At 64.9% G+C, this 25,427-nt stretch carries 18 protein-coding genes; 4 read left to right on the plus strand and 14 right to left on the minus strand.

What is annotated here, in order from left to right; genetic code table 11:
• Positions 1 to 2: 2 nt before the first annotated feature.
• The 8 genes from HAP41_RS25560 to HAP41_RS25595 form a co-directional block, all read right to left on the minus strand.
• Positions 3 to 377 (minus strand): hypothetical protein, encoded by a 375-nt coding sequence (locus HAP41_RS25560; RefSeq protein ID WP_208012672.1) that lies wholly within the window; start codon positions 375 to 377, stop codon positions 3 to 5.
• Between the two features lie 83 nt (positions 378 to 460).
• Complete coding sequence (locus HAP41_RS25565) at positions 461 to 1,090, minus strand: class I SAM-dependent methyltransferase (protein ID WP_166096517.1); 630 nt, start codon at positions 1,088 to 1,090, stop codon at positions 461 to 463.
• A gap of 429 nt (positions 1,091 to 1,519) precedes the next feature.
• Positions 1,520 to 2,758 (minus strand): IS91 family transposase, encoded by a 1,239-nt coding sequence (locus tag HAP41_RS25570; RefSeq protein ID WP_166096516.1) that lies wholly within the window; start codon positions 2,756 to 2,758, stop codon positions 1,520 to 1,522.
• A gap of 20 nt (positions 2,759 to 2,778) precedes the next feature.
• A complete protein-coding gene (locus HAP41_RS25575) occupies positions 2,779 to 3,639 on the minus strand; it encodes a tyrosine-type recombinase/integrase (RefSeq protein WP_029085027.1) in 861 nt (286 codons plus the stop codon).
• Positions 3,640 to 4,072: 433 nt separating this feature from the next.
• Positions 4,073 to 7,177, minus strand: a complete 3,105-nt coding sequence (locus HAP41_RS25580; RefSeq protein ID WP_135213591.1) for an efflux RND transporter permease subunit — start codon at positions 7,175 to 7,177, stop codon at positions 4,073 to 4,075.
• Positions 7,177 to 10,326 carry an efflux RND transporter permease subunit gene (locus tag HAP41_RS25585; RefSeq protein ID WP_166096515.1) on the minus strand — a complete coding sequence of 1,050 codons (3,150 nt, stop codon included), beginning with the start codon at positions 10,324 to 10,326 and terminating at the stop codon, positions 7,177 to 7,179. The genes HAP41_RS25580 and HAP41_RS25585 overlap by 1 nt, the downstream gene beginning before the upstream one ends.
• A 36-nt stretch (positions 10,327 to 10,362) precedes the next feature.
• Complete coding sequence (locus HAP41_RS25590; protein WP_166096514.1) at positions 10,363 to 11,769, minus strand: efflux RND transporter periplasmic adaptor subunit; 1,407 nt, start codon at positions 11,767 to 11,769, stop codon at positions 10,363 to 10,365.
• Complete coding sequence (locus HAP41_RS25595; protein WP_175618078.1) at positions 11,759 to 13,210, minus strand: efflux transporter outer membrane subunit; 1,452 nt, start codon at positions 13,208 to 13,210, stop codon at positions 11,759 to 11,761. The genes HAP41_RS25590 and HAP41_RS25595 overlap by 11 nt, the downstream gene beginning before the upstream one ends.
• A 646-nt stretch (positions 13,211 to 13,856) precedes the next feature.
• Here HAP41_RS25595 and HAP41_RS25600 point away from each other — a divergent pair.
• Positions 13,857 to 15,086 (plus strand): SAM-dependent methyltransferase, encoded by a 1,230-nt coding sequence (locus HAP41_RS25600; RefSeq protein ID WP_166096513.1) that lies wholly within the window; start codon positions 13,857 to 13,859, stop codon positions 15,084 to 15,086.
• Positions 15,087 to 15,182: 96 nt separating this feature from the next.
• On the plus strand, positions 15,183 to 16,214 hold the full coding sequence (locus HAP41_RS25605) for a cysteine synthase A (RefSeq protein WP_248577116.1): 1,032 nt from the start codon (positions 15,183 to 15,185) through the stop codon (positions 16,212 to 16,214).
• Positions 16,215 to 16,387: 173 nt separating this feature from the next.
• On the opposite strand, the gene HAP41_RS25610 is transcribed toward HAP41_RS25605, so the two are convergent.
• From HAP41_RS25610 to HAP41_RS25625, 4 genes are read right to left on the minus strand one after another with little or no spacing between them, the layout of a single operon-like run.
• Positions 16,388 to 17,125, minus strand: a complete 738-nt coding sequence (locus HAP41_RS25610; RefSeq protein ID WP_063983419.1) for an amino acid ABC transporter ATP-binding protein — start codon at positions 17,123 to 17,125, stop codon at positions 16,388 to 16,390.
• A gap of 11 nt (positions 17,126 to 17,136) precedes the next feature.
• Positions 17,137 to 18,657 carry an amino acid ABC transporter permease gene (locus HAP41_RS25615; protein ID WP_166096512.1) on the minus strand — a complete coding sequence of 507 codons (1,521 nt, stop codon included), beginning with the start codon at positions 18,655 to 18,657 and terminating at the stop codon, positions 17,137 to 17,139.
• Positions 18,654 to 19,859 carry an amino acid ABC transporter permease gene (locus tag HAP41_RS25620; RefSeq protein WP_063983421.1) on the minus strand — a complete coding sequence of 402 codons (1,206 nt, stop codon included), beginning with the start codon at positions 19,857 to 19,859 and terminating at the stop codon, positions 18,654 to 18,656. The genes HAP41_RS25615 and HAP41_RS25620 overlap by 4 nt, the downstream gene beginning before the upstream one ends.
• A gap of 19 nt (positions 19,860 to 19,878) precedes the next feature.
• The gene (locus HAP41_RS25625; protein ID WP_085401451.1) at positions 19,879 to 20,895 is read right to left on the minus strand and encodes an amino acid ABC transporter substrate-binding protein; all 1,017 of its coding nucleotides are present in this window, start codon (positions 20,893 to 20,895) and stop codon (positions 19,879 to 19,881) included.
• A gap of 394 nt (positions 20,896 to 21,289) precedes the next feature.
• Between HAP41_RS25625 and metC the strand changes: the two genes are divergently transcribed.
• Together metC and HAP41_RS25635 are read left to right on the plus strand one after the other, a co-directional pair.
• The gene (metC, locus tag HAP41_RS25630) at positions 21,290 to 22,474 is read left to right on the plus strand and encodes a cystathionine beta-lyase (protein WP_166096511.1); all 1,185 of its coding nucleotides are present in this window, start codon (positions 21,290 to 21,292) and stop codon (positions 22,472 to 22,474) included.
• A gap of 179 nt (positions 22,475 to 22,653) precedes the next feature.
• Positions 22,654 to 24,342: a Na/Pi cotransporter family protein gene (locus HAP41_RS25635; protein WP_135213581.1), complete on the plus strand. Its 1,689-nt coding sequence runs from the start codon at positions 22,654 to 22,656 to the stop codon at positions 24,340 to 24,342.
• A 9-nt stretch (positions 24,343 to 24,351) separates the two neighbouring features.
• Here the strand turns inward: HAP41_RS25635 and HAP41_RS25640 are convergent, their stop codons facing one another.
• Positions 24,352 to 24,690 (minus strand): lipid-A-disaccharide synthase N-terminal domain-containing protein, encoded by a 339-nt coding sequence (locus tag HAP41_RS25640; protein WP_071914138.1) that lies wholly within the window; start codon positions 24,688 to 24,690, stop codon positions 24,352 to 24,354.
• Positions 24,687 to 25,424 (minus strand): glycosyltransferase family 2 protein, encoded by a 738-nt coding sequence (locus HAP41_RS25645; RefSeq protein WP_135213580.1) that lies wholly within the window; start codon positions 25,422 to 25,424, stop codon positions 24,687 to 24,689. The genes HAP41_RS25640 and HAP41_RS25645 overlap by 4 nt, the downstream gene beginning before the upstream one ends.
• Between the last annotated feature and the right edge of the window lie 3 nt (positions 25,425 to 25,427).

Here is a 25,427-nt window from a genome sequence, read left to right on the forward strand (position 1 = left end):
CTTCACTGAGGAGCAATGGACACAACAACTGCTCCGGCGGCGTTCTTCCACAGGTAGTTGCCTTCACTGTCCTTACCGGCGTACCAGATCGGAATTCCGAGGCTGGTGTCATAGAACTGATCGCCGATCATGAGATGGCCCGTCGGAGGAGTACCGCCCCGGCCAGTCGCAAACGTATTGGTTGCACCCAATCGAACGCGCCCCGTGTTCGACGTGATGAAGCCCGCGTTTGGCCCGTCGAGGTCGAGGTAGAGTCGGTAACCGGTGACATTGCGGTTGGAATCGAGCTCGGCAGCGAACGCGATTTTGCCGAACGACACCGAGCGGTCCGCATCAACCGGAAACTGCAGGACCTGGCTGATCTGGTTGTAGATCACCGTGTACGACATCTTGGAAGGCGCGGCACACTGTACGATCGCCCCAGCGGCAGCTTGAGCCCGGCGTAACTTGGCTGTCGGGCTCACGGCACGGGGCGTTTGCGCATGAACGCCGTCAACACCGTCTTGAACGGAGCCGGCGTGCAGTGCTGAACCGCAAGCAACAGCGAATAGAGCAGCTTCGATCCGAAATAATAGGCCGGCTCCGCGTCCCACGGGATCACATACAGATCGTATCGGGAGGCGGGAAAATGCCGTTTGAACGCGCCGGCAGTGTTCAGCCGATAGACGGCCGGGAAGACATCCTCGCCCTTGCGGTCGTCCTGGGCCGACTGGATGATGCGGGCATGCAACCGGTCGGGGATCATCCGGTTGGCGAGTGCGATGTATCCATAGCGGTTGGGCGTTCGCGCGCAGATCCAGCCGCCCGGCTTGAGCACGCGGTCGAGTTCACGGGCGGCTCTGGCAGGATCCTGGAGATGCTCGAACACGAAATCCGATACGATCACGTCGATGGATTGATCGGCGATCGGAAGCTCTCCGTCGGGTGTGATCACGAACGCCCGATCCAGCGCCTTGTTGGTCGTGACAGCCGGGTCGACATCCACCCCGACGAGCTCGCGCACCCGTCCCTTCAACGACCGCAGACTGCGCCGGTAGGCAACCGAATCCTCGCTCTGGCCGGCGCCTCGTCCGGCGCCAAAGTCCAGCACGATGGAATCCTGGCCAACCAAGGCCCCGACCCGCTGCCAGAACTGAATCGTGCCATCGACCCGAGAGAATCTGGAGGGTTCTGTGAGGTCGCGCTCACGCGAGGGCGCGGCAGGCGCTTATGACGCGACCTCATTGAAGCCGGATTGAACGAAGGCGCGGGAGGCTATTCGCGGTTTTGCAGCTATGGGGATTGTTCGAGATCGCCATGCCCGATCTGCTGGCTCGGCGCGTGAGGCAGAGACACAGGAGTGCGCATCCTGGAAGAGTTGAGATCAGACGCGCTTCGCCTGAGATCGCGATAGGCCTTTTGCTGCATCGGACGGTTGTTGTCGCGCAGTGTGACAGCACGGATTCGACATCGTCCGCGATGATCGAGACGCTGGGAGCGAAATGACGAATGATGATCGTCGTGCACGACATGACTTGGCTCACGATGTGTCGCATCGGAACGGTGATGTTCGAGGGCTGGGGCGTCTGAAGCTATGTCGAAAGCGCTCAATGATGCGCATGACGCCACCACAATCGGGACAGGCAGGAACCTCGGCCCAGGTTTGAGCCTCCGAATCCACAGGCGACGGCTGGCCATCGTTTGGGGCTGTTCGCTCATGATCGAGAAGTTCGCGGCAAAGGGCGAGCTTGGCAGCGCGATGGCGGTTGGCCATGAAGCCGAAGTGGCGGATGCGGTGGAAGCCGTCAGGCGGCGTATGAAGCAGGAAACGGCGAATGAACTCATCGGGCTTGAGATTCATGATCTTTGTCGCGCTGTTTTGGCGATAGTCCTTCCATGAGAAGGCGACATGATCGTCGTCGAGTGCGACGAGCCGGCTGTTGGCGATCGCGACGCGATGGGTGTAGCGGCCGAGATAGGCCAGGACCTGTGCGGGTCCGCCGAAGGGCCGCTTGGCGTAAACAACCCAGTTGATGCGTCGCATGGCGTCGAGGTGGGCCGCAAAGGCAGCCGGCTCGGCCAGAGCTCCGAGATCGCCGAAGAAACGCAAGGCACCGGAGTTGAAGGCTGCCGACAGACGTTTGAGAAAAAGTGTGCGAAATAGTCTGGACAACGGTTTGACGGCCAGGAAGAAGTTCGGTCGGCAAGCGGTCCAGCGCGCGCCATCGGGCGAGAGGCCGCCACCCGGAACGACGCAATGGACGTGGGGATGATGCATCAGCGTCTGTCCCCAGGTGTGGAGGACGGCGACGCCGCCGATCGCACCGCCGATCGCACCGCCGAGCCGGCGTGGATTGGCGGCGAGCGTCGTCATCGCCTCGGCGGCAGCCTTGAACAGGATGGCATAGACGACGGCCTTGTTCTGGAAAGCGATCGCGGCGATCGGTGCGGGAAGTGTAAAGACGACGTGGAAATAGGGAACCGGAAGCAGGTCGGCTTGACGCGCGGCGAGCCACGCGGCTCGGGCTCTCCCCTGACACTTCGGACAGTGCCGATTGCGGCAGGAATTATAGGCAACGCGTGTCGTGCCGCAGTCGTCGCAAGCCTGCATGTGGCCGCCGAGCGCCTCGGTCCGGCACGCAACGATCGCGCTCATCACGCGCCGCTCGACCCGCCCCAGATGACCGGCATGTACACGGCGATAGGCGTCGCCATGCCGGCGCAGAATATCGGCAATCTCGATGGCGGGCCTGTTGGAGCGGATGTCGGAGCGGGTCATGACCCGCATCCCGCTGCGGGTCATCCAGGTGGCGTCACCTCCAGCGACAGGCGATCGAGCGGGCTCTGCGTCGCTCGGATCGTATCGGTGGCGACCTGCGTGTAGCGCGCTGTCGACGACAAATTATTGTGCCCGAGCAAGACCTGGATGATCCGGATATCGGTTCCGTTCTCGAGAAGATGTGTCGCGAAGCTGTGGCGCAGCGTGTGCAGCGTGACGCGCTTGGTCAGGCCCGCAGCCTTCACCGCCGACCGGCAGGCGGCATGCAGCACGGTCTGATCGATCGGATGATCTTCGTCACGACCAGGGAACAGATAAAGCCGCGGCCGGGCGAGCCGCCAGTAGGTGCGCAGGATGCCCAGCAGCTGGGGCGACAGCATCACGTTGCGATCCTTCGCGCCCTTGCCGTGGCGCACCTGGATGACGCCGCGGGCGCTGTCGATGTCTTCGATCCGCAGTCCCGCAACCTCCGAGGCCCTGAGCCCGGCCGCATAGGCGGTGGTGAGCGCGGCGCGGCTCTTCAGGCTCGATACCGCTTCAAGAAACTGAACCACTTCGTCGGCGCTGAGAACGACCGGCAGCTTGCGCGGTTCTCGCGCATAGGGAATGCGCTCTGGGATGAGCGCCTCGCCGAGCGTGACGCCGTAGAAAAACCGTAGCGCACAGACGATCTGGTTCAGCGCCGGCCATGAGATGCCGGTCGAGACCAAATGCACCTGGAAGGCGCGGACGTCTTCCAGCTCTAACCGGTCAGGCGATCGGCCAAAATAGCGGCTGAACTTCGAAACCGCGCTGATGTAGGATCTTTGCGTCGCCGGCGACAGATTGCGGACGGTCATGTCTTCGATCATGCGGCGGCGAAGAGGGCTCAAATCGGCCATCTCGATACTCCTGTCTGAGGGGGTGGGCTCCAACACCCACATCCTCTCAGCCAGGAGGCGATCTATGCCACCTTGCCCCCTACGCCGCGGCAGCGGCTTCGTTCAATCCACCCGCCGCAATCTCCGGGAAAAAGTGCGATCCGACGGTATTAGCCATTTGGCCAATCACTCCAAAGCAACACGAGCCAGCCGATTTCCGCTCGCCCACAAGGTTTCCCAAGCACGTCACACATTCTCGGGGCGGGATTCCGTTCGAATGCAACAGCTTCGGGCGGCGCGACGAGCGAAGGCCGCGCCCGTCTCCGTTCTGTAACGAGCTTTGTTGACAGAAATGAGAAGTAACAGCCTTTATGAGAACAGATGTTAAGTTGACAACATCAAATGTTAGGGGATTGAGCCGAATGACGGTGTCGGAAGGTGCGCGATACTTGGCCTATTCCGCCGGTGCGGCCAGCGGGCGCGGCTCGGAGCGGCGGCGCAGGCGGTCGATCAGCAGGTAGATCACGGGCGTCGTGTAGAGCGTCAGGATCTGCGAGACGAACAGGCCGCCGATGATGGTGATGCCGAGCGGACGGCGGAGCTCCGTGCCCGGACCGGTCGCGATGACCAGCGGAATGCCGGCGAACAGCGCCGCCATGGTCGTCATCAGGATGGGGCGGAAGCGCGCCTGGCAGGCCTCGAAGATCGCCTCCGCCGAGGACAGGCCGCGCTGGCGTTCGGCATCGAGCGCGAAGTCCACCATCATGATGCCGTTCTTCTTGACGATGCCGATCAACAGGATGATGCCGACGAAGGCGATCACCGTCAGCGGCGTGTTGGTGAGCTGCAAGGCGAGCAGCGCGCCGAGCCCGGCGGATGGCAGCGTCGAGATGATCGTCAGCGGATGGGCGAGGCTCTCATAGAGCACGCCGAGCACGATATACATCGCCACCAGCGCGCCGAGGATCAGCAGCGGCTGGCGGCCGCTGGTCCTGGCGAAATCGCCCGCGTTGCCGTCAAAACTGCCGCGAATGCCTTCCGGCATGTGCAGCTCCTCGATCGCGCGCTGCACGTTCTGGGTCGCGGTCTGGAGCGGCACGTCCGGCATCAGGTTGAACGACACCGTGGTCGAGGGAAACCCCTGCGAATGATAGACCGCCAGCGCAGCGAGCCCGCGCGTCGCATGTACCACGGCCGACAGCGGCACCTGCGCGTCATTGGCACCGGCGACATAGATGCGATCGAGGTTGGATGGGTCGACCTGGAATTTCGGGTCGATCTCCAGCACGGTCATATACTGGTTGCGTTGGGTGTAGATGATCCCGATCTGCCGCTGCGAAAACGCGTTGTTGAGCGCGTTGTCGATGTCCTGGACCCTGACGCCGAGCGCCGAGGCCTTCTGGCGGTCGATCGAGAGCGTGAGCTGAAGCCCGCCGGGATCGCGGTCGCTGGAAATATCTGTGATGCCCTCGACGCTCTCCATGCGCTTGGCCACGATCGGCGCCCACTTCTGGAGCAGGCCGAGGTCGGTGCTGGTCAGCGTGTACTGGTAGTCGGAATCGCTCTGCCGTCCGCCGGCGCGGACGTCCTGGGCGGCGAACATGAACAGACGGATTCCGGGCACCGGGTACAGGGCGCGCCTGAGACGGTCGATCACGACCTGCGTCGAGACGTGGTCACGCTCCTCCGGCGGCTTCAGGCTGATGAACATGGTGCCGCGGTTCGAGGTCGCCCCCCCCGGGCCGCCTCCGCTGCCGACCGTCGAGCCGATGCCGGCCACGGCCGGATCCTGCATCACGATGTCGGCGAGCCGCTGCTGCAGGCCGAGCATGGACTGGAACGAGATGTCGGCCGAGGCGCGCGTCGCGCCGATGACGAAGCCGGAATCGTCGGTCGGGAAATAGCCCTTGGGGACCTTGATGTAGAGCGTCACCGTGAGGCCGATGGTGGCGAAGAACACCAGCAGCGTCAGCAGCGGATATTGCAGCACGGTGCGCAAGCTGCGGGCGTAAAACGTGACGACGCGCGACAGCGAGCCTTCGATCAGCCGATCGAACAGCGTCGCGGTGCCGGACGTGGTCTGCCGGATGTAATGGGCGCAGATCATCGGCGTGACCGTCAGCGACACCAGCGTCGAGACCAGGATCGCAAAGGTCAGCGTCAGCGAGAACTCGCGCAGCAGGCGGCCGACGATGCCGTCCATGAAGATCAGCGGCGTGAAAGCCGCGATCAGCGACAGGCTGATCGAGACCACGGTGAACCCGATCTGCCGGGCGCCAACGAGCGCGGCCTGGAGCGGCCGCATGCCATGCTCGAGATTGCGGTACATGTTCTCGATCATGACGATGGCGTCGTCGACCACGAAGCCGACCGAGATCGCCAGCGCCATCAGCGACAGATTGTCGATCGAGAAGCCCGCGACCCACATCCCGGCACAGGTCCCGGCCAGCGCCAGCGGCACCGAGATGCCAGCCGCGATCGTCGGCGTCAGCCGCCGTAGGAACACGAACACCACGACCATCACGAGGACAGCGGTTGCCAGCAGCGTCCACTGCATGTCGAGCACGCTGGCGCGGATCGTGCTGGTGCGATCGACCAGCGTGGAAATATCGACGCCCGCCGGGATCCATTGTTTTAGCGCCGGGATCAGGGCCTTCACCCGGTCGACGGTGTCGATGACGTTGGCGTCGCCCTGCTTGGTAATCTGGATCAGCACGGCCGGCTGCTTGTTGAACCAGGCGATGGAGCGAGCGTTGCGGACGGAGTCCTCGATGTCGGCGACGTCGGACAGCCGGACGAAATTGCCGTTCGAGCTCTTGATGATGATGTCGCGGAACTCTTTCGCCGTCCGCATCTGCTTGTTCAGCGACAGCGTCTCGCTCTGGCGCTCGCCGTTGAAGATACCGACGGGACCAAGCGGGTTGGCGTTGATGATCGCGGTCCTGACGTCGTCGGTGGCGATGCCGGCGTTGGACAATGCGACGGGGTTGAGCTGCACGCGCACCGCCGGCTGGTCGGCGCCGCTCACCGTCACGTCACCGACACCAGGCACCTGCGAGATGCGCTGCGCGAGCACGGTATCGGCGACGTCGTAGATCGCGCTGGCCGACAGCGTCTTCGAGGTCAGCGCCAGCACGAAAACAGGCGCGCCGGCCGTGTTCGCCTTGCGGAAGCGCGGCAGCGTCGGCAGGTCGCTCGGCAGGTCGATCAGCGCGGCGTTGATCGCCGCCTGCACGTCGCGCGCGGCCTTGTCGATGTTGCGGCCGATGTCGAACTGCAGCTGGATGCTGGTCGTGCCGAGCGACGACGTCGAGGTGATCTGGTTGATGCCCGCGATCTCGCCGAGCCGGCGCTCCAGTGGCGAGGCCACCGTCGCCGCCATCACGGACGGATCGGCGCCGGGCCGGCTGGCCGACACGAAGATGGCGGGGAAGTCGACGTTCGGGACCGAGGCGACGGGAAGGAACTCGTAGGCGACGACACCCAGCAGGAACAACCCGATCGACAGCAGCGTGGTCGCGACCGGCCGGCGGATGAACGGCTCCGAGATCGATGCCATCACTGCATCCCCTCGGTCGCGCCCGCGACCGGCGGGCCGCCGGATTCAGCCGGCGGCAGCGCCTGCTCGAGGCGGCGGTTGATGCGGTCGAGCGCCAGGTAGATCACGGGCGTGGTGTAGAGCGTCAGCAGTTGGCTCAGCAGCAGGCCGCCGATGATGGAGATGCCGAGCGGAAAGCGCAGCTCGGCGCCGGTGCCGCTCTCGATTGCGAGCGGCAGCGCGCCGAACAGCGCCGCCAGCGTCGTCATCATGATCGGACGGAAGCGCAAGAGACAGGCCTGCACGATCGCCTCGTTCGGCGACATCCCCTGCCGGCGCTCGGCCTCGAGCGCGAAGTCGATCATCATGATCGCGTTCTTCTTGACGATGCCCATCAGCAGGATAATGCCGATCAGGCCGATCACCGAGAGGTCCTGCCCGCACAGCATCAGCGCCAGGATCGCGCCGACGCCGGCCGAGGGCAGCGTCGACAGGATGGTGATCGGGTGGATGTAGCTCTCATAGAGCACGCCCAGCACGATGTAGATCGTGATCACGGCGGCGAGCAGCAGCCATGGCTGGCCGGCGAGCGCCTTGGCAAATTCGGCGGCATCGCCGGCATAGACGCCGACGATGCTGTTGGGCATCTCGATCCGGGTCTCGATCGTCTTCACCGCCTCGACGGCGTCGCCGAGCGCTGCGCCCGGGGCGAGGTTGAAGCTGAGCGAGATCGACGGGAATTGCGCCTGATGCGAGATCGCGAGCGGCGCGGTGGTGCGCTTCAGCGTCGCCACGGCGGAGAGCGGCACCTGGGCGTTGGGCGCGCCCACGATGCTGCTCGCCGCGCCCGGCAGATACAGCTTCGACAGGATCGAGGGATCGCGCTGGTACATCGGCAGCGCCTCCAGCACCACGCGGTACTGGTTGGCCTGGCCGTAGATGGTCGAGATCTGCCGCTGCGCGAACGCATCGTTGAGCGTGTCGGTGATTCCTTGCAGGCTCACGCCGAGCTGTCCGGCCCGGGTCCGATCCACGTCGAGCTGCGCCCGCAGGCCGCCCTCCTGCGCCTCCGAGGAGACGTCCCGGAACAGCGGATCGCGCCGCATCTCGGCAACGAGCTTGCGCGCCCATTCCGACACCAGCGTCGCGTCGGTCCCGGTCAGCGTGTACTGGTACTGCGAACGGCTCGACTGGGTCGAGATCTGCACGTCCTGTACCGGCTGGAAATAGACGGTCATGCCGGGGATACCCGATACCCGTTCCTTCAGCCGGGTCACGACCGCGCTGACGTCGTCGCGCCGCTCGCCGCGCGGCTTCAAGGTCATGACCAGGCGCCCGACATTGGTGGTCGGGTTGACCGAGCCCGCCCCGATCACCGAGACCACGCCGACCACGTCAGGGTCGGCCTTGATGGCATCGGCCGCCTCGGCTTGGCGCTTCTGCATCTCGGTGAACGACACGTCGGGTCCCGCCTCCGTCACCGCCGTGATCGAGGCGGTGTCCTGAAGCGGCAAAAAGCCCTTTGGCGCAACGACATAGAGGACGAGGGTCGCGACCAGGGTCGCAAACGTCACGAGCAGCGTGGCGCGCTGGCGTTCCAGGACCCAGAGCAGCGTCCGGTGATAGAACTCGACGGTGCTATCGATGAAGCGGCTGATCGCGGCCAATCCCGGCACCGCCAGTTCCTCATGGGCGTGCTTGAGCAGCCGCGAGCACATCATCGGCGTCAGCGTCAGCGAGACCACGGCCGAGGTCACGACCGCGATCGTCAGCGTTAGCGCGAATTCGCGGAACATGCGCCCGACGAGGCCGGACATGAACAGCAGCGGGATGAACACCGCGATCAACGACACCGTCAGCGAGATCACGGTGAAGCCGATTTCGCTGGCCCCCTTCAGCGAGGCCTCCATCGCGCTATCGCCGTTCTCCATGTGGCGGACGATGTTCTCGATCATGACGATGGCGTCGTCGACGACGAAGCCGGTGCCGATGGTGAGCGCCATCAGCGACAGATTGTCGAGGCTGAAGCCGGCGAAATACATGATGCCGAAGCTGGTGATCAGCGACAGCGGCAGCGCGACGCCGGCGATCAGCGTGGCCCGCAGCGAGCGCAGGAACAACAGCACCACCAGCGTCACCAAGACGACGCTGAGGATCAGGGTGAACTGCACGTCGCGGACCGAGGCGCGGATGGTGACGGTGCGGTCGGAGACGATGGTGAGGTTCACGCCGGCCGGAATGGCGCGCTGGACCTTTGGGATTTCCGCCCGGATCTGGCTGACGACATCGATGACGTTGGCGCCGGGCTGGCGCTGGATGTCGATGATGACCGCCGGCGTGCCCTGGTACCAGCCGCCGGTGCGATCGTTCTCGAGGCCATCCACGATCTGCGCGACGTCGCCGATCGTGACCGGGGAGCCGTTGCGGTAGGCGATGATAACAGGCTTGTAGGCGTCGGCAGCGGTGATCTGGTCGTTGGCGGCGATGAGGTAGGATTGCTGCGCGCCGTCGAGCGAGCCTTTTGGCCCGGAGACGTTGGCATTGGAGATCGCAGTGCGCAGATCCTCCATGGCGATGCCATAGGCGGCAAGGCGCGCCAGATCCGCCTGGATGCGCACGGCCGGCTTCAGCCCACCTAGCACCGAGACCCGGCCGACGCCGGAGATCTGGCTCAGCCGCTGCGCCAGAAGCGTGTCGGCGATGTCGCTCATCGCCCGCAGCGAGATCGTGTCGGAGCGAAGCGCCAGGGTCATCACCGGTGCGTCCGCCGGGTTCACCTTGGCGTAGGTCGGCGGATAGGGCAGCGTCTTGGGCAGCACGCCGGCCGCCGCGTTGATCGCGGCCTGCACGTCCTGAGTCGCGCCGTCGATGTCGCGGTTGAGATCGAACTGGAGCGAGATCTGGCTGACGCCGAACGAGCTCGTCGAGTTCATCGCCGTCAGCGACGGGATCTGGCCGAGCTGCCGTTCCAGCGGCGCGGTGATCAGCGAGGCGATCACGTCGGGGCTGGCGCCCGGCAGCTGCGTCGTCACCTGCACGGTCGGGAAGTCGACCTGCGGCAGCGCCGAGACCGGCAGCGAGAAATAGCCGAGCGCGCCCCCGATCAGCAGGGCGATGCCGAGCAGCGAGGTCGCGATCGGGCGGCGGATGAAGGGTTCGGAGACGCCCATGGGATGTGCCTGCCGCTCAGGCGGCTGTTGTCGAGATCATGGCTGCTTGGCTCCAGGTCCCGATGCCCCCGGCCCCGGCCCCGGTGCCGGTCCGGTCTGCCCCTTCTGGTCGCCTTCGCTGCTGCTCCGTTTGGCGCGGTGCTCGCCGTCCTTGCCCTGTCCGTCCTTTTGCCCGTCCTTGGCCTGCCCATCCTTCTTCTGGCCATCCGGGCCGCGCGTGCGCTTGCGCGGGGCGAGATCGGCCGACGGTGTCTGGTCATCGCGGCCGACGACCACCTTGGACCCGTCGGACAGATTGGCAAAGCCCGTCGTGACGACCTTGTCGGTCGGCGACAAGCCGCTGGCAATGACGGCGTCATGCTCGTTCTGCTGGGTCACGGTCACCGGCTTGGCGGAGACGACATTGTCCTCGCCGATGACGTAGCTGAAGGTGCCGATCGGTCCGCGCTGCACCGCCGATGTCGGCACCACCAGCGCCTGCATCAAGGTCTCGACCTTGAGGCGGACATTGACGAACTGGCCCGGCCAGAGCTGGTAATTGGCGTTGGGGAATTCGGCCTTGAGCTTGAGCGTGCCGGTGGTCTGGTCGACCTGGTTGTCGATGCCGGTGAGCTTGCCGGTGTCGATCACGGTGATGCCGTCATTGCCGAACACGTCGACGGCGAGCGTGCCCTTCGACGCCGCCGCGTTGACGCGCATGATCTGCTGCTGCGGCAGGCTGAACCACACCGCGATCGGCTGCAATTGCGTGATCACCAGGAGGCCAGTGGCGTCGGCGGCGTGGATGATGTTGCCCTGGTCGACCTGGCGCAGGCCGGCGCGGCCCGAAAGCGGCGCCACGATCTTGGTGTAGCTCAACGTCGCCGCCGCATTGTCGATCGCGGCCTGGTCGGCTTTGACCAGCGCCTCGGTCTGCGCGACCGCGGCGCGCTGGGTGTCGGCCTGCTGCTTGGAGCCCGCGTTGGAGGCAGCCAACTGCTCGTAGCGCGTGAGATCGATGCGCTGGTTGGCGAGCTGGGCCTCGTCCTGCGCCTTCTTGGCGACGGCCTGGTCGTACGTCGCCTGGTAGAGCGCGGGATCGATCTCGCCGAGCACGTCGCCCTTCTTGACGTCCTGGCCCTCGGTGAATTTCACGGCGATCAGCTTGCCGTCGACCTGCGAGCGCACGGTCACGGTGTTGAGCGCGCGGATCGCACCCACGCCGTCGAGATAGACCGGGACGTCCTGGATGCGGGGTGTCGCCGCCAGCACCGGCACCGGCAGATCGGGCCGCTGGTTGCGGCCATTCGCCTGCTGCGGCTGCTGGTGCCAGACGGTCCAGCCGAAATAGCCGAGCCCGCCAAGGATGGCGAGCGTGATCAGGGTCATGACGAAGCCGCGGCCGCGCGATTTCTTCGCCGTCCCTTCTTTCGCGCCTTCCTTCGTATCCGGCTTAAAGAGCATTGACCGGTTTCTCCATTCGCGGCTCCCAGCCGCCGCCGAGCGCCTGATACAGGCTGACGATGGCGAGAAGCCGTGCGAGTTGGGCCTGCCACAACGCATCTTCGGCCTGAAATAGTGTCTGCTGGACGTTCAGCACAGTCACGATGTCGGCCGTGCCGGCGCGCAATTGCTGCTCGGCGAGATCGAAGGCGCGCTTCGACGAGGTAACGACATCGCGCTGCAATTGTAGCTTGATCGTGGTCTGCTTGATCGAATACAGCGCGTTGTCGACGTCCGCAAACGACTGGATGATGGTCTTGCGGTAGGTCTGGAGTAACTCGTCCTGCCGCGCCTTGGCGAATTCGAAATTGCCGAGGATCTTGCCGCCGTCGAAGATCGGCTGCGTGGCGCTGCCGACGAGCTGGAAGAAGGCCGCATGCGGCTGGAACAGCGAGACCAGCGCCGAGCTCTGATAGCCGCCATTGCCGGTGAGCTGGATCGTCGGAAAGAACTGCGCGCGGGCATTGCCGATGTTCGCGGTCGCCGAGGCGAGCTGTGCCTCCTGGCGGCGGATGTCGGGCCGCTGCGTCAAAAGCTCCGACGGCAGGCCGGGCGTGACGCGCGGGATGGCGATCTTGTTCAGCGAGCCGCCGAGCACGCGGACGCTCTCCGGCGGCCGCGATACCAGCACGGCGAGTGCGTTGACGTTCTGGTCGAGCGTCTGGCGCAGCGGCGGCACCAGCGCCTTCTGGTTGGCGACCACGCTCTCCTGCTGGGCGACGTCGAGATCGGTCCCGGTGCCGGCCTTGCGGCGCTCGCGGATCGCATCGAGGATGCGCTGCGCGCTGGCGATGTTGCTCTGGGCCGTACGCAGGCGATCCTGCGAGGCCAGCACCTGGAAATAGGCGTTGGCGACGCCGGCGAGCGTCGTCAGGGCGACGACGTCACGATCGAAACGGTTGGCATTCGCCGTCTCTTCCGCCGTTTGCAGCGCATCGCGGTTCTGGCCCCAGAAGTCGAGTTGGTAGCTCGCGCTCAGCGACGCCGAATAGTTGACGACCTCGCGGCCGCCGATGGACAGGCCCGAGGCGCTCGAACCCGAGGTGCGTGAATAGGTTTCCGATCCGCCGCCCGACAGGCTCGGCAGCAGCGCCGCGCCTGCCTGCCGCGCCTGGGCGTCGGCCTGGACGATGCGCGCGACGGCGGCGGCGATGTCGAGATTGACAGTCTGCGCCTCCTCCATCAGTTGCGTCAGCTCCGCGGAGCGAAAGCCGCGCCACCAATCCAGCGACGGCGGCGCATCCGGCTTGCCCGCGTATTTGTACTGCGTGGGAACATCGAGTGCGGGATCGGGCAAATCCTGCGTCAGCACGCAGGCGCCTGAACTGGCGGCAAGGCACGCCACGGCAGCCCATCGCGCCGCGCGCGACGTCCGGAACGTAAGGCCGGGAGATCGCCTCATGGCGACCGCAGGACCATCCTGTGTCACATCCACCCCCCGCCGGGCAGATAGATCCGCCACCGCAGAGCCGGATTAACCGATTCGTGGCGGGACGGCCGGGGGCGTTTATGTAACTCGTTCACAGCCGTGATGCTTTCTGCGGAACCTGAAGTTCATACTAGCGGGGCGCGGAACAGGGGGACAGTCCCGCACCTGCGAAATGCGACCTCGAATGCGTCGATGTCGAACTCACGCAAATACAGAATATGCCTGTGTCCCAGGTCTTTTTTGTATTCCAACCTCGGCCCGAGGCGCATTCAAGCTTACCAAGATTTCATGTGATATTGCCGCCACGCCGACGCCAGGGCTACCGGTCCCGCCAGGCGCTCCACCGAAACCTGCGCCGCGGCGCACCGCAGCTTCCGACCTTGGCTGAGCGCACAGCGCGCTATGATCGGGTGCTGGCCCGCAATTGCGCTGTGCACACGGCGGTGGACTGCCGGAGGTACCCCGCCAGCCCCTTGGCGACCGGCGCAGCGCGCACCTATATCATGCGCATGATTCGACGCTGACCGTTTGCGGGGCGCCCTCGGGTCCAGCGATATGAGGCGTATGGGGGCGTCTGGCTCGCGGTCGGACAGTATCCGTTCAGGTGATGGATCTGCCGATGTCGCATACCATCTCGGTGACGTCAGACACCATAGACACAGTGCTCGCCGATCTGCCGCGCATCGTTCGGCTCGCACTCAGTTTTGGCGCGCGGCTGCGGCGAGGAACGCTCGACGTCACCCTGCCCGACGGACGCGTGATCCGCCTCGGCGGCCAGGAGCCGGGCCCGAATGCGGCGATGCGACTGCACAATTACGGCTTCGCGTCGCGCCTCATCAACGGCGGCGACATCGGCATCGCGGAAGCCTATCTCGCCGGCGACTGGGATACGCCGGACCTGACGCAATTCCTCTACCTGTTCTGCGTCAATCACGATCTGATCCAGGCCATGCTGAACGACAAGCCGCTGATGCGGTTCGTCCAGCTGCTGCAGCACTGGTTCAACCGCAACACCCGCCGTCAGGCGCGGCGCAACATCCATGCCCATTACGACATCGGCAACGCGTTCTATTCGGCCTGGCTCGATCCCGGCATGACCTATTCCTCGGCGCTGTTCGAGGAGAGCACCTCCGATCTCACGGCAGCCCAGACCAACAAATACCGCCGGCTCGCCGAGGCGCTCGACCTGAAGCCGGACCAGACGCTGCTCGAGATCGGCTGCGGTTGGGGCGGCTTCGCCGAGTTCGCCGCAAAGACCTTCGGCACGCGCGTGGTGGGCCTCACGATCTCGACCGAGCAGCGCGATTTTGCGCAGAAGCACATTCACGAGGCGGGCCTTGCCGACAAGGTCGAGATCCGTCTTCAGGATTATCGCGACGAATGCGACCGCTACGACCGCATCGCCTCGATCGAGATGATCGAGGCCGTCGGCGAGCAGTTCTGGCCGAAATATTTCGCCCAGTTGCGGGACCGGCTGCTGCCCGGCGGCCTCGCCGGCATCCAGGCGATCACCATCCAGGACAGGCTGTTCCAGAGCTACCGGCGCGAGGTGGACTTCATCCAGCGCTACGTCTTTCCCGGCGGCATGCTGCCCTCGCCCGCCGTGCTCAAGTCGCTCGGTGACAGGTTCGGCCTGCCCGTCATTCGCGAGCGCATCTTCGGGCAGGATTATGCCAAGACGCTGGCCACCTGGCGGAATAACTTCCAGACGGCCTGGCCGGGCCTCGTGCCGCTCGGCTTCGACGACCGGTTCCGGCGGCTGTGGGAGTATTACCTGTCCTATTGCGAGGCCGGATTCCTGTCCGGAAATATCGACGTCCGGCAAGTCATCTTCGCAAAGCAGCAATAAGGGTTTGCGGGGTCGGCTTGCAAGGGTCGCTTGTAAGGCCCGCCACCCTACTTTAGGGTCGCGCCCACCCTATGATCCAGCCGGTAATTGCCTGACATGACCATCAAAAATGACGTTGTCGAAGCCATCGGCAACACCCCGCTCATCAAGCTCAAGCGCGCCTCCGAACTGACCGGCTGCACCATTCTTGGCAAGGCCGAGTTCATGAATCCGGGCCAGTCGGTGAAGGACCGCGCCGGCAAATGGATGATCCTGGAGGCCGAGAAGCGCGGCGAGCTCAAGCCGGGCGGTCTCGTGGTGGAGGCGACCGCCGGCAACACCGGAATCGGCCTCGCGGTCGTGGCGAGCGCGCGCGGCTACCGCACGCTGATCGTGATCCCGGAGACGCAGAGCCAGGAGAAGGACTTTCTGAAGCTGTGCGGCGCCGAGCTGATCGAGGTGCCGGCCCTGCCCTATGCCAATCCCAACAATTATCAGCATGTCGGCCGCAGGCTCGCCGACGAGCTGCGCAAGACCGAGCCCAATGGCGTGCTGTTCGCAGACCAGTGGAACAACCTCGACAATGCGAAGGCGCATTACGAGTCGACGGGCCCCGAGATCTGGGAGCAGACCGGCGGCAAGGTCGACGGCTTCGTCTGCTCGGTCGGCAGCGGCGGCACGCTCGCCGGCGTCAGCCGCTATCTGAAAGAGAAGAACAAGGACGTCCGGATCGCCTGCGCCGATCCGCATGGTGCCGGCATGTTCGAATATTTCCGGAGCGGCGACGCCAAGGCGACGCCGGGCGGCTCGATCACGGAAGGTATCGGCCTCAACCGTGCGACCGCAATCGTCGAGAGCGCGAAGGTCGATGACGCCTATCTCGTTCCCGACGCGGAAGCCGTCACGGTGATCTACGAGCTGCTCCAGCACGAAGGCCTGTGCCTCGGCGGTTCCACCGGCATCAACATCGCCGGCGCGATACGACTCGCGAAACAGCTCGGGCCCGGCAAGACCATCGTCACCGTGCTCTGCGATTCCGGCAGCCGCTATCAGTCGAAGCTGTTCAATGCCGACTTCATGCGCGCCAAGAACCTGCCGGTGCCGGAATGGCTGGAGAAGCGCAGCAACATCAAGCCGCCGTTCGTCTAGGCCGGGAGGGTTGCGGCCGGCCGGATTACGAAGTCCGGCTCAAGTTGAGCTAAGCCGCGGTGCCGTAGCCGTAGGGTGGGCAAAGCGTCAGCGTGCCCACCATGCTTGCCACGATCGCCGAGGGACGGTGAGCACGGCGCGACGCGCCTTTGCCCACCCGGCGGCAGCTCGCTTCACCGCAAGATCTGGCTCAAAAACAGCTTCGTGCGGGCGTGCTGGGGAGCGGCGAAGAACTCGTTCGGCGTGTTGGCCTCGATGATCTGGCCGGCATCCATGAACACGACGCGGTTGGCGACCTCGCGGGCGAAGCCCATTTCGTGGGTGACGACCAGCATGGTCATGCCCTCCTCGGCGAGGTCGACCATGGTGTCGAGCACTTCCTTGACCATTTCGGGGTCGAGCGCCGAGGTCGGCTCGTCGAACAGCATCACCTTGGGGTTCATCGTCAGCGCGCGTGCGATCGCGACGCGCTGCTGCTGGCCGCCGGACATCTGTCCGGGAAACTTGTTGGCCTGATGCGGGATCTTGACCCGCTCCAGGAATTTCATCGCGTTGACCTCGGCGTCCCTCTTCGGGATGTTGCGCACCCAGATCGGCGCCAGCGTGCAGTTCTCCAGGACGGTCAGATGCGGGAACAGGTTGAAGCTCTGGAACACCATGCCGACCTCGCGGCGGACCGCATCGACGTGCTTCAGGTTCGGCCCGAGCTCGATGCCGTCGACGACGATCTCGCCCTCCTGGAATTCCTCGAGCGCGTTGATGCAGCGGATCAAGGTCGACTTGCCCGAGCCTGAGGGGCCGCAGATCACGATGCGCTCGCCCTTCTTGACCTCGAGGTCGATGTCGCGCAGCACGTGGAACTCGCCGTACCATTTGTTGAGGCCGGAAATCTTGACGATGGGGTCGGACATGATGACCTCGATCAGTTGCGACGGTGAGCGTTGAGGCGGTGCTCGACGAAGAGCGAGTAGCGCGACATTCCAAAGCAGAAGATGAAGTAGATGATCCCGGCGAAGGCAAAGCCGGTGAACGCGGTCGACGGCGTCGACCATTTCGGATCCGAGAACGACGCCCTGAGCGAGCCCAGCAGGTCGAACAGCGCCACGATCGAGACCAGCGACGTGTCCTTGAACAGCGAGATGAAGCTGTTGACGAGGTTCGGAATGACGTGGCGCAGCGCCTGCGGCAGCACGATCAGCGAGGTCGTCTTCCACCAGGACAGGCCCAGGGCGGCGGCCGCCTCGCCCTGCCCGCGCGGGATCGCGGCCAGCCCGCCGCGGACGTTCTCGGCCTGATAGGCGCCCGTGAATAGCGAAATGCCGATCAGCGCGCGTACCAGACCGTCGACCGTGAAATTGCCCGGCAGGAACAAAGGCAGCATGTAGGTCGCGAAGAACAGCACGGTGATCAGCGGCACGCCGCGCCAGAACTCGATGAAGGCGATCGAGAAGATCCGGATCAGCGGAATGGTCGAGCGGCGGCCGAGCGCCAGCGCGATGCCGATCGGCAGCGAGGTGACGATGCCGGTCACGGAGACCACCAGCGTCACCAGAAGCCCGCCCCACAGATTCGTGGTCACGACCGGCAGGCCGCCGTGATCGAGCCCCATCAGCTTGATCACGACCGCGATGCCGACAAAGGTGGCGATGCTGGATGTCAGCGCCCGGCCGCCGGTGCGAACGCCGCCACCGACGACGAAGGCGATCAGGGAGACGACCGCCGCCGTGATGGCGAAATCGGCCCAGACCGACTGGCCCGTTCCCTGGAGCTGGTCACGGAGCCAGGTCAGCGGAAAGATCAGCCAGTAGATCGCGCTGCCGACCAGCACGATGAGATTGCCGGCCAGCCAGAAGAGCGGTGCGATGGCTGAGGTCTTGGCGAGACTGAGCAGAGCCTGCCCGGCGCCGATGATGCTGTCGTCGAACAATTGCAGCAGGCCGGCCGTCCAGCTCAGGCCAAACCCGGTGATCCCGCCGCCGTGCAACAGAAAGAATGCAACGACTGGAAAGGCGAAGAAGAACAGACCGGCGTTCAGTCCCTTCGCCGGCAGGCGCGGAATGAGCAGCGGCAGAAGCAGAGCCGCCGCCAGGATCAGCGAAAGGTTGACCCGCCAGCGTTCGGCCTCGGGATAGAAGCCGTAGATCAATTGCGGCAGCTTGGCCTGGATGAAGGGCCAGCAGGCGCCGACCGTAAAGCCGGCATTCTCGGTCAGGCACGCCGTGCGATCCTTGCCGGTCCAGACCGCATCGACCATCAGGAACTTGACGGCAGGAATGACGGTGAACCAGAGCAGCAAGGCGCCGACGATGGTGAGCAAAATGTTGGTCGGCGAATTGAACAGGCGCGTGCGCATCAGGCCGATGAAGCCCGTGGTCTTGACCGGCGCGGGACGCTCGGTGAGCAGGTCCCGGCGGACATAGGCGGACGAGATGATGTCGCTCATGCGCCCAGACTCCGGCTGACGCGCCAACCGTAGACGCTCATGACGGCGCTCGTGAGCAGCGAGATCAGGAGGTAGACGCCCATCGTCATGGCAATGATCTCGATCGCCTGCCCGGTCTGGCTCAGCGACGTGCCGGCGAACACCGAGACGAGGTCGGGATAGCCGATCGCGACCGCCAGCGAAGAGTTCTTGGTGAGGTTGAGATACTGGTTGGTCAGCGGCGGCACGATCACGCGCATCGCCTGCGGCACGACGATCAGGCGCAACGTAGTGCCGCGGCTCAGCCCCAGCGAGGATCCCGCTTCCATCTGACCGGAGTGGACGGACAGGATGCCGGCGCGCACGATCTCGGCGATGAAGGCCGCGGTATAGGTCGACAGCGCCAGCGTCAGCGCCACGAATTCCGGGATGACTCTTGAGCCGCCGGCAAAATTGAACCCCTTGAGCTGCGGCAGCTCGAAGGTGAAGGGCAGGCCGAACACCAGCACGGCCGCGAGCGGCAGCCCGAACAGCAGGCCCAGCACATAGGGCCAGATCCGGATCATCTGACCGCGCTGAAATAGCGCCCGCCGCGCATAGAAGCGCAAAACCAGCGAAGCGACGATGCCGAGGACCAGCATCGCCAGGAACGGCTCGAAGCCGCCCTCGCCGATCGGGCGCGGAATGACGAGCCCACGGTTGCTGATGAAGGCGATGCCCAGCAGCGAAATGCTCTGCCGGGGATTTGGCAGGGCCGCGAGCACCGCCAGATACCAGAACAGGATCTGGAACAGCACCGGCAGATTGCGGCCGATCTCGACATAGATCTCGCCGACGCGCGACAACAGCCAGTTGGGCGACAGCCGGCACAGCGCGACGATGAAGCCGATCACGGTGGCGAAGAAGATGCCTACCACCGAGACCACGAGCGTGTTCAAAAGCCCGACCACGAACACGCGCAGGAACGTGTCCGAGCCGGTGTAGGAGATCAGGGTCTGGTTGACGTCGAAGCCGGCATTGTTCCGGAGGAAGCCGAAGCCGGCGGCAATGTGCTGGTTTTCGAGGTTGGCCCGGGCGTTGGAAACGATCTCATAGCCAATCCAGCCCAGGATCGCCGCGAAGGCAAACTGGACGGCGACGCCGTTCCAGCCTGCCTTGCCGCCCAGAACGCGCCTGATCTTCAGCGCGATCTGGGCCGGCGGTTTTCGAGCCTCGGTGCTCATCGCCGCGGATCAGGCGGGGTCAGCGGATCGGCGGCGCGTACTGAAGACCGCCCTTATTCCAGAGATTGTTGAGGCCACGGCTGATGCCGAGCGGCGAACCGGCGCCGACGTTGCGATCGAACACCTCGCCGTAATTGCCGGTGGCCTTCACGATCCGCACCACCCAGTCCTTGGTCAGGCCGAGCTGTTCGCCGAAATTGCCGTCGCTGCCAAGCACGCGCTTCAGCTCCGGATTTTCCAGTTTCGCCTTCTCGTCGACGTTCTTCGAGGTCACGCCCAGCTCTTCGGCGGTAACCATGGCGAACAGCGTCCATTTCACGATGTCGAACCACTGGTCGTCGCCGTGACGCACCATCGGCCCGAGCGGCTCCTTCGAGATGATTTCGGGGAGCACCATATGGTCGTTGGGATTGGCAAGCTTGAGGCGGTTGGCGTACAGGCCCGACTGGTCGGTGGTGAAGACGTCGCAGCGCCCGGCTTCATAGGCCTTGACGGTCTCGTCGTTGGTGCCGAACGCGATCACCTCGTACTTCATGTTGTTGGCCTTGAAGTAGTCGGCGAGGTTCTGCTCGGTGGTGGTGCCGGTCTGGACGCAGACCGAGGCGCTGTTGAGCTCGAGCGCCGAATTCACCTTGAGCGACTTCTTCACCATGAAGCCCTGCCCGTCATAATAGGTGACGCCGGTGAAGTTGGCGCCGAGCGAGGTGTCGCGCGAGATGGTCCAGGTGGTGTTGCGCGAGAGCACGTCGATTTCGCCGGATTGCAGCGCCGTGAAACGATCCTTGGCGGACAACGGCACGTACTTGACCTTGGTCGGATCGTTGAAGATCGCCCCGGCGATCGCGCGGCAGAGGTCGACGTCGAGCCCGGTCCAGTTGCCCTTGTCGTCGGGCGAGGAGAAGCCGGGCAGGCCTTGGCTGACGCCGCAGGACAGCATGCCCCGGTCCTTGATGGTCTTGAGCGTTTGCGCATCGGCGGCCTGGGCGGAGAGGCCGGCGGCGACAGCGAGAGTGAGAGCCAGAGTTACGCGTTTCATGGGCTGAAGGCCTTTCAAAGTCGTCTCAAGGTCAGGAATGGCGTCTTTGGGATCGTCTCCGCCAGGGCTAGCCGCATCAAGACTAGCCTTGCAAGAGTCATGCTGGAAAACCTTGCCGAACACTCGCCCATCCCGGGAGGCCATACCTTAATCCCCGCCGCAGGCGTCCGCCGTTATGGCTGTGACGCAAGGTCCGGTCAGACGATGGATCGAAGGTCGCGGCAGCCCCTCAACATGCGGCGACTGAATAGCACCCGCGCATCTCAGAACGACTGGCGAGCCGGGTCAAGGGGTTGACGGGACTCTTCTGTGTTCTGTTATTAACGGCAGCGGCCTTCGGCCGGCCCGCGGGCGCGGCGAGCCCGGTGGAAACGCGCTTTTTGAAAGCAGACGCATGGATTCCCCGCATCCCGCCCAACAGCACGCCGAAACCCGGCTGGTGACCTCCGGCCGCGACACCAAGGCGCAGAAGGGGTTCGTCAATCCGCCGGTGTTTCACGGTTCGACCGTGCTCTATCCGACCGCCGAGGACCTGCACGCCCATCGCGGCGAGTTCCAGTACGGCCGCCACGGTACCCCCACCACCAGGGCGTTCCAGGAGACGCTGATGGCACTGGAGGGGCCGCAATGCGCCGGCGTCGGCATCGTGCCGTCAGGCCTGTCGGCGATCTCCACCACCCTGCTCTCGGTGCTGAAGACCGGCGACCATCTGCTCGTCTGCGACAACGTCTATCGGCCCTCGCGCAATTTCTGCAACGGCATGCTCGCGCGCCTCGGCATCGAGACCACTTATTTCGATCCGCTGATCGGCGCGAGCATCGACAAGCTGTTCAAGCCCAACACCCGCGCGGTGCTGGTGGAGGCGCCGGGCTCGCAGTCGTTCGAGATGCCTGACATCCGCGCCATCGCCGAGGTCGCGCATGCACGCGATGCGCTCGTCATCGACGACAACACCTGGGCGACGCCGCTCTATCATCGCTCGCTCGACCAGGGTGTCGACATCAGCATGCAGGCCGCCACTAAGTATATCGGCGGCCATTCCGACATCATGTTCGGCACCATCTCGGCCAACGCCAAGGCGTGGCCGCAGATTGCCGAAGGCATCCGCCTGCTCGGCGTCTGCGCCGGCCCTGACGACGTCTTCCTGGCGCTGCGCGGCCTGCGCACGCTGTCGGTACGATTGGCGCAGCATCACCGCTCGGGGCTCGACATGGCGCGCTGGCTCGCGGCCCGCCCCGAGGTCGCGCGCGTGCTGCATCCGGCGCTCGAGACCGATCCCGGCCATGCCATCTGGAAGCGCGATTTCACCGGCGCGTCGGGCCTGTTCAGCATCGTGTTGAAGCCGGCGCCGCAGAAGGCCGTCGACACCATGCTCGACACGCTCAAGCTGTTCGGCATGGGCTTCTCCTGGGGCGGCTTCGAGAGCCTCGTGATTCCCTTCGATTGCGACGCCTATCGCACCGCCACGAAGTGGTCGCCGGGCGGCCCGACCCTGCGACTGCACATCGGCCTCGAAAGCGTCGACGATCTCAAGTCCGATCTCGATCGCGGCTTCGCTGCCCTCAAGGCGGCAATGTGAGCCTGCTCACAAGGCATCGCGCCTCGGGACGCGGCAATCGCGCGCCGGCGGACGCGCAAAACGCGCGCCGCGGGAACGCGCAACCGCCGCAAACGTTAACGCGGATGCGCCAACAAAGGGTTTGAACCGCTGACGTTTGGCGCTAGCCTCACCAATCGACTCCAATCCGGACGCGGAGCATGGGAACGTTGGTTCTGCTCGATCTGATGGGCGGCGTGGCGCTGTTGCTGTGGGGCCTGCACATGGTCCACAGCGGGATTCTGCGCGCCTTCGGCCCGGACCTGCGGCGGCTGCTCGGCAAGGCGCTCGGCAACCGATTCAACGCGTTCGCCGCCGGGCTAGGCCTTACCGCGCTGCTCCAGAGCAGCACGGCGACGGCGCTGATCACCAGCTCATTCGCGGCAGAAGGCCTCGTCAGCCTGGCCGCCGCGCTCGCCATCATGTTGGGGGCCAATGTCGGCACGACGCTGATCGTGCAGGTGCTGTCGTTCAACATCGCAGCCGTTGCGCCTGTCCTGTTCGTGCTCGGGCTCGTCGCCTTCCGCTCCGGCCCACGGTCGCGGATCAAGGATATCGGGCGCGTATTCATCGGTCTCGGCTTGATGCTGCTGTCGCTGCACATCCTGCTCGACACGCTGGCTCCGGCGGAGAACGCGCCGGGTGTTCGTGTCATGATGTCCGCGATCACGGGCGATCCCGTGCTCTGCATCGTCATCGCCGCGCTCGTCACCTGGGCGGTGCATTCGAGCGTCGCCAGCGTGCTGCTGATCATGTCGCTGGCCTATTCGCAGTTCATCACACCTTACGCGGCCCTCGCGCTGGTGTTGGGGGCCAATCTCGGCAGCGCCATCAATCCCGTGTTCGAGGGCGCCCGGCGCGACGATCCCGCAAGCTACCGCCTGCCGCTCGGCAATCTCGCCAACCGCGTGATCGGGATCGCGCTGGTGCTACCGTTCCTGAATGGGATCGCTGAGCACATGCACGCCTGGCAGCCTGATCTCGCCAGGATGACGGCGGCCTTCCACATCGCCTTCAACGTAGGCACGGCCGTCATCTTCATCGGCCTGCTCGACATCATGTCCCGGCTCCTGACCCGGCTGCTGCCTGATCGCGTCCGGGAAGACGATCCGGCCCGGCCGCGCTATCTCGACGAGAGCGCGCTGGAGACGCCGTCACTGGCGCTCGCCGACGCCGCGCGTGAGACCTTGCGCATGGGCGATCTGGTCGAGGTCATGCTGCGCAAGGTAATGGCGGCGATGATGACCGGCGACCGCGCGCTGGTCGACCAGGTCACGAAGATGGACAATGTCGTTGACAGCCTCGACGAAGCCATCAAGCTCTATGTGACGAAGCTGATGCGGGGCAGCCTCGACGAGAGCGAGGGCCGGCGCGCGATGGAGATCATCTCCTTCGCCATCAACCTCGAGCATATCGGCGACATCATCGACAAGAGCCTGAGCGAGCTCGCGACCAAGAAGATCAAGCGCCGCTTCCAGTTCTCGGCCGAGGGCGCCGAGGAGCTCGCCGCCTTCCACAAGCGCACGATGGACTCGCTGCGGATCGCCTTCGGCGTCTTCATGTCGGGCGATGCCAACGAAGCGCGCAAGCTGCTGGTGGAGAAGACCACGCTGAAGAACACCGAGCTCGCCGCCGTCGAGCGTCATCTCGACCGCTTGCGCGAGGGCCGCCCCGAGACCATCGAGACCACCTCGCTGCATCTCGACGTGCTGCGCGACCTACGCCGCATCCACTCGCATATCTGCTCGGTCGCCTATCCCGTGCTCGATGCCGCCGGCGAGCCTTATCGCAGGAGCGAGGCGGATGCCGCCCTGCCCGCCTCCGGCGCGGCGTCGGCGTTACCGCGCTAGCGGCGCGTCTCAGCGTTCCAGCGTCCTCGAGGCGCGGCCGCGGTTCTTGATGATCAGCATGATGTTGCGGATATAGATGATGGTCGCGAGCGCCTGTCCGAGGATGATGACGGGCTCGCGCTTCACGACGCCGTAGACCAGCGTCATCAGCCCGCCGCCCATCGAGCAGAACCAGAACGCCATCGGCACCACGCTGTTGCCGGCCCGCTCGCTCGCGATCCACTGCACCAGGAAGCGTGCGGTGAAGAACAGCTGCGCGACGAGGCCGAACGCCAGCCAGAAATCGAACTTGGCGACGAAGACGTCGTAGAGATAGTTATTCAACGCCTGACCGTATTGGATGATCATGCCTTCACCTCAGTCACATCTGGTGTCGGCTTCTTGCGGCGGATCAGCCACCACACGCCGACGAGATCCATGATGCCGATCCACAGCCGGTCGAAGAAACCATAGTTTGACACGCCGGAATGGCGCGGCCGGTCGATCACGTCGACATAGGCGATCTCGTAGCCTTCGCGGCGCACCAGCGCCGGCAGGAAGCGATGCAGCCCGTCGAAATAGGGCATCATCAGGAATACGTCGCGCCGGAACGCCTTCAGGCCGCAACCGGTATCGCGCGTTCCGTCCTTCAGAATCGCATTGCGGACGCCGTTCGCCACGCGCGACTGGAATTTCTTGAAGCCGGTATCCTTGCGTCCGACACGCTGACCGGCAGCGAGACCGACGCGCCCCGCCCCCTTCTCGACCGCCGCGATCAGGTCGGGCAGGAAGGCGGGATTGTTCTGCCCGTCGCCGTCGAGCGTCGCCACGATCGTGCTGCGCGCCGCGCGCACGCCACTGCGCACTGCTGCCGACTGGCCGCCTGATCTGGCATGGCGAAGCTGCCGGAGATTGTCCCGCTGCTGCATGATCGCGCCGAGCCGTTCGCCGGTCGCGTCCGTCGAGCCGTCGTTGACGTAGATGATTTCATAGGCCCAGCGGCCGTCGAGCGCCGCGCCGATCTCCTCGATCAGCGGCGCGATGTTGTCGGCTTCGTTGCGCACGGGAACGACGATGGAAACCGAAGGCTGGGACGACGACAAATC

The organism is Bradyrhizobium barranii subsp. apii (genome assembly GCF_011516635.5).
In the GTDB taxonomy this organism is placed as follows: Bacteria; Pseudomonadota; Alphaproteobacteria; order Rhizobiales; family Xanthobacteraceae; genus Bradyrhizobium; species Bradyrhizobium barranii.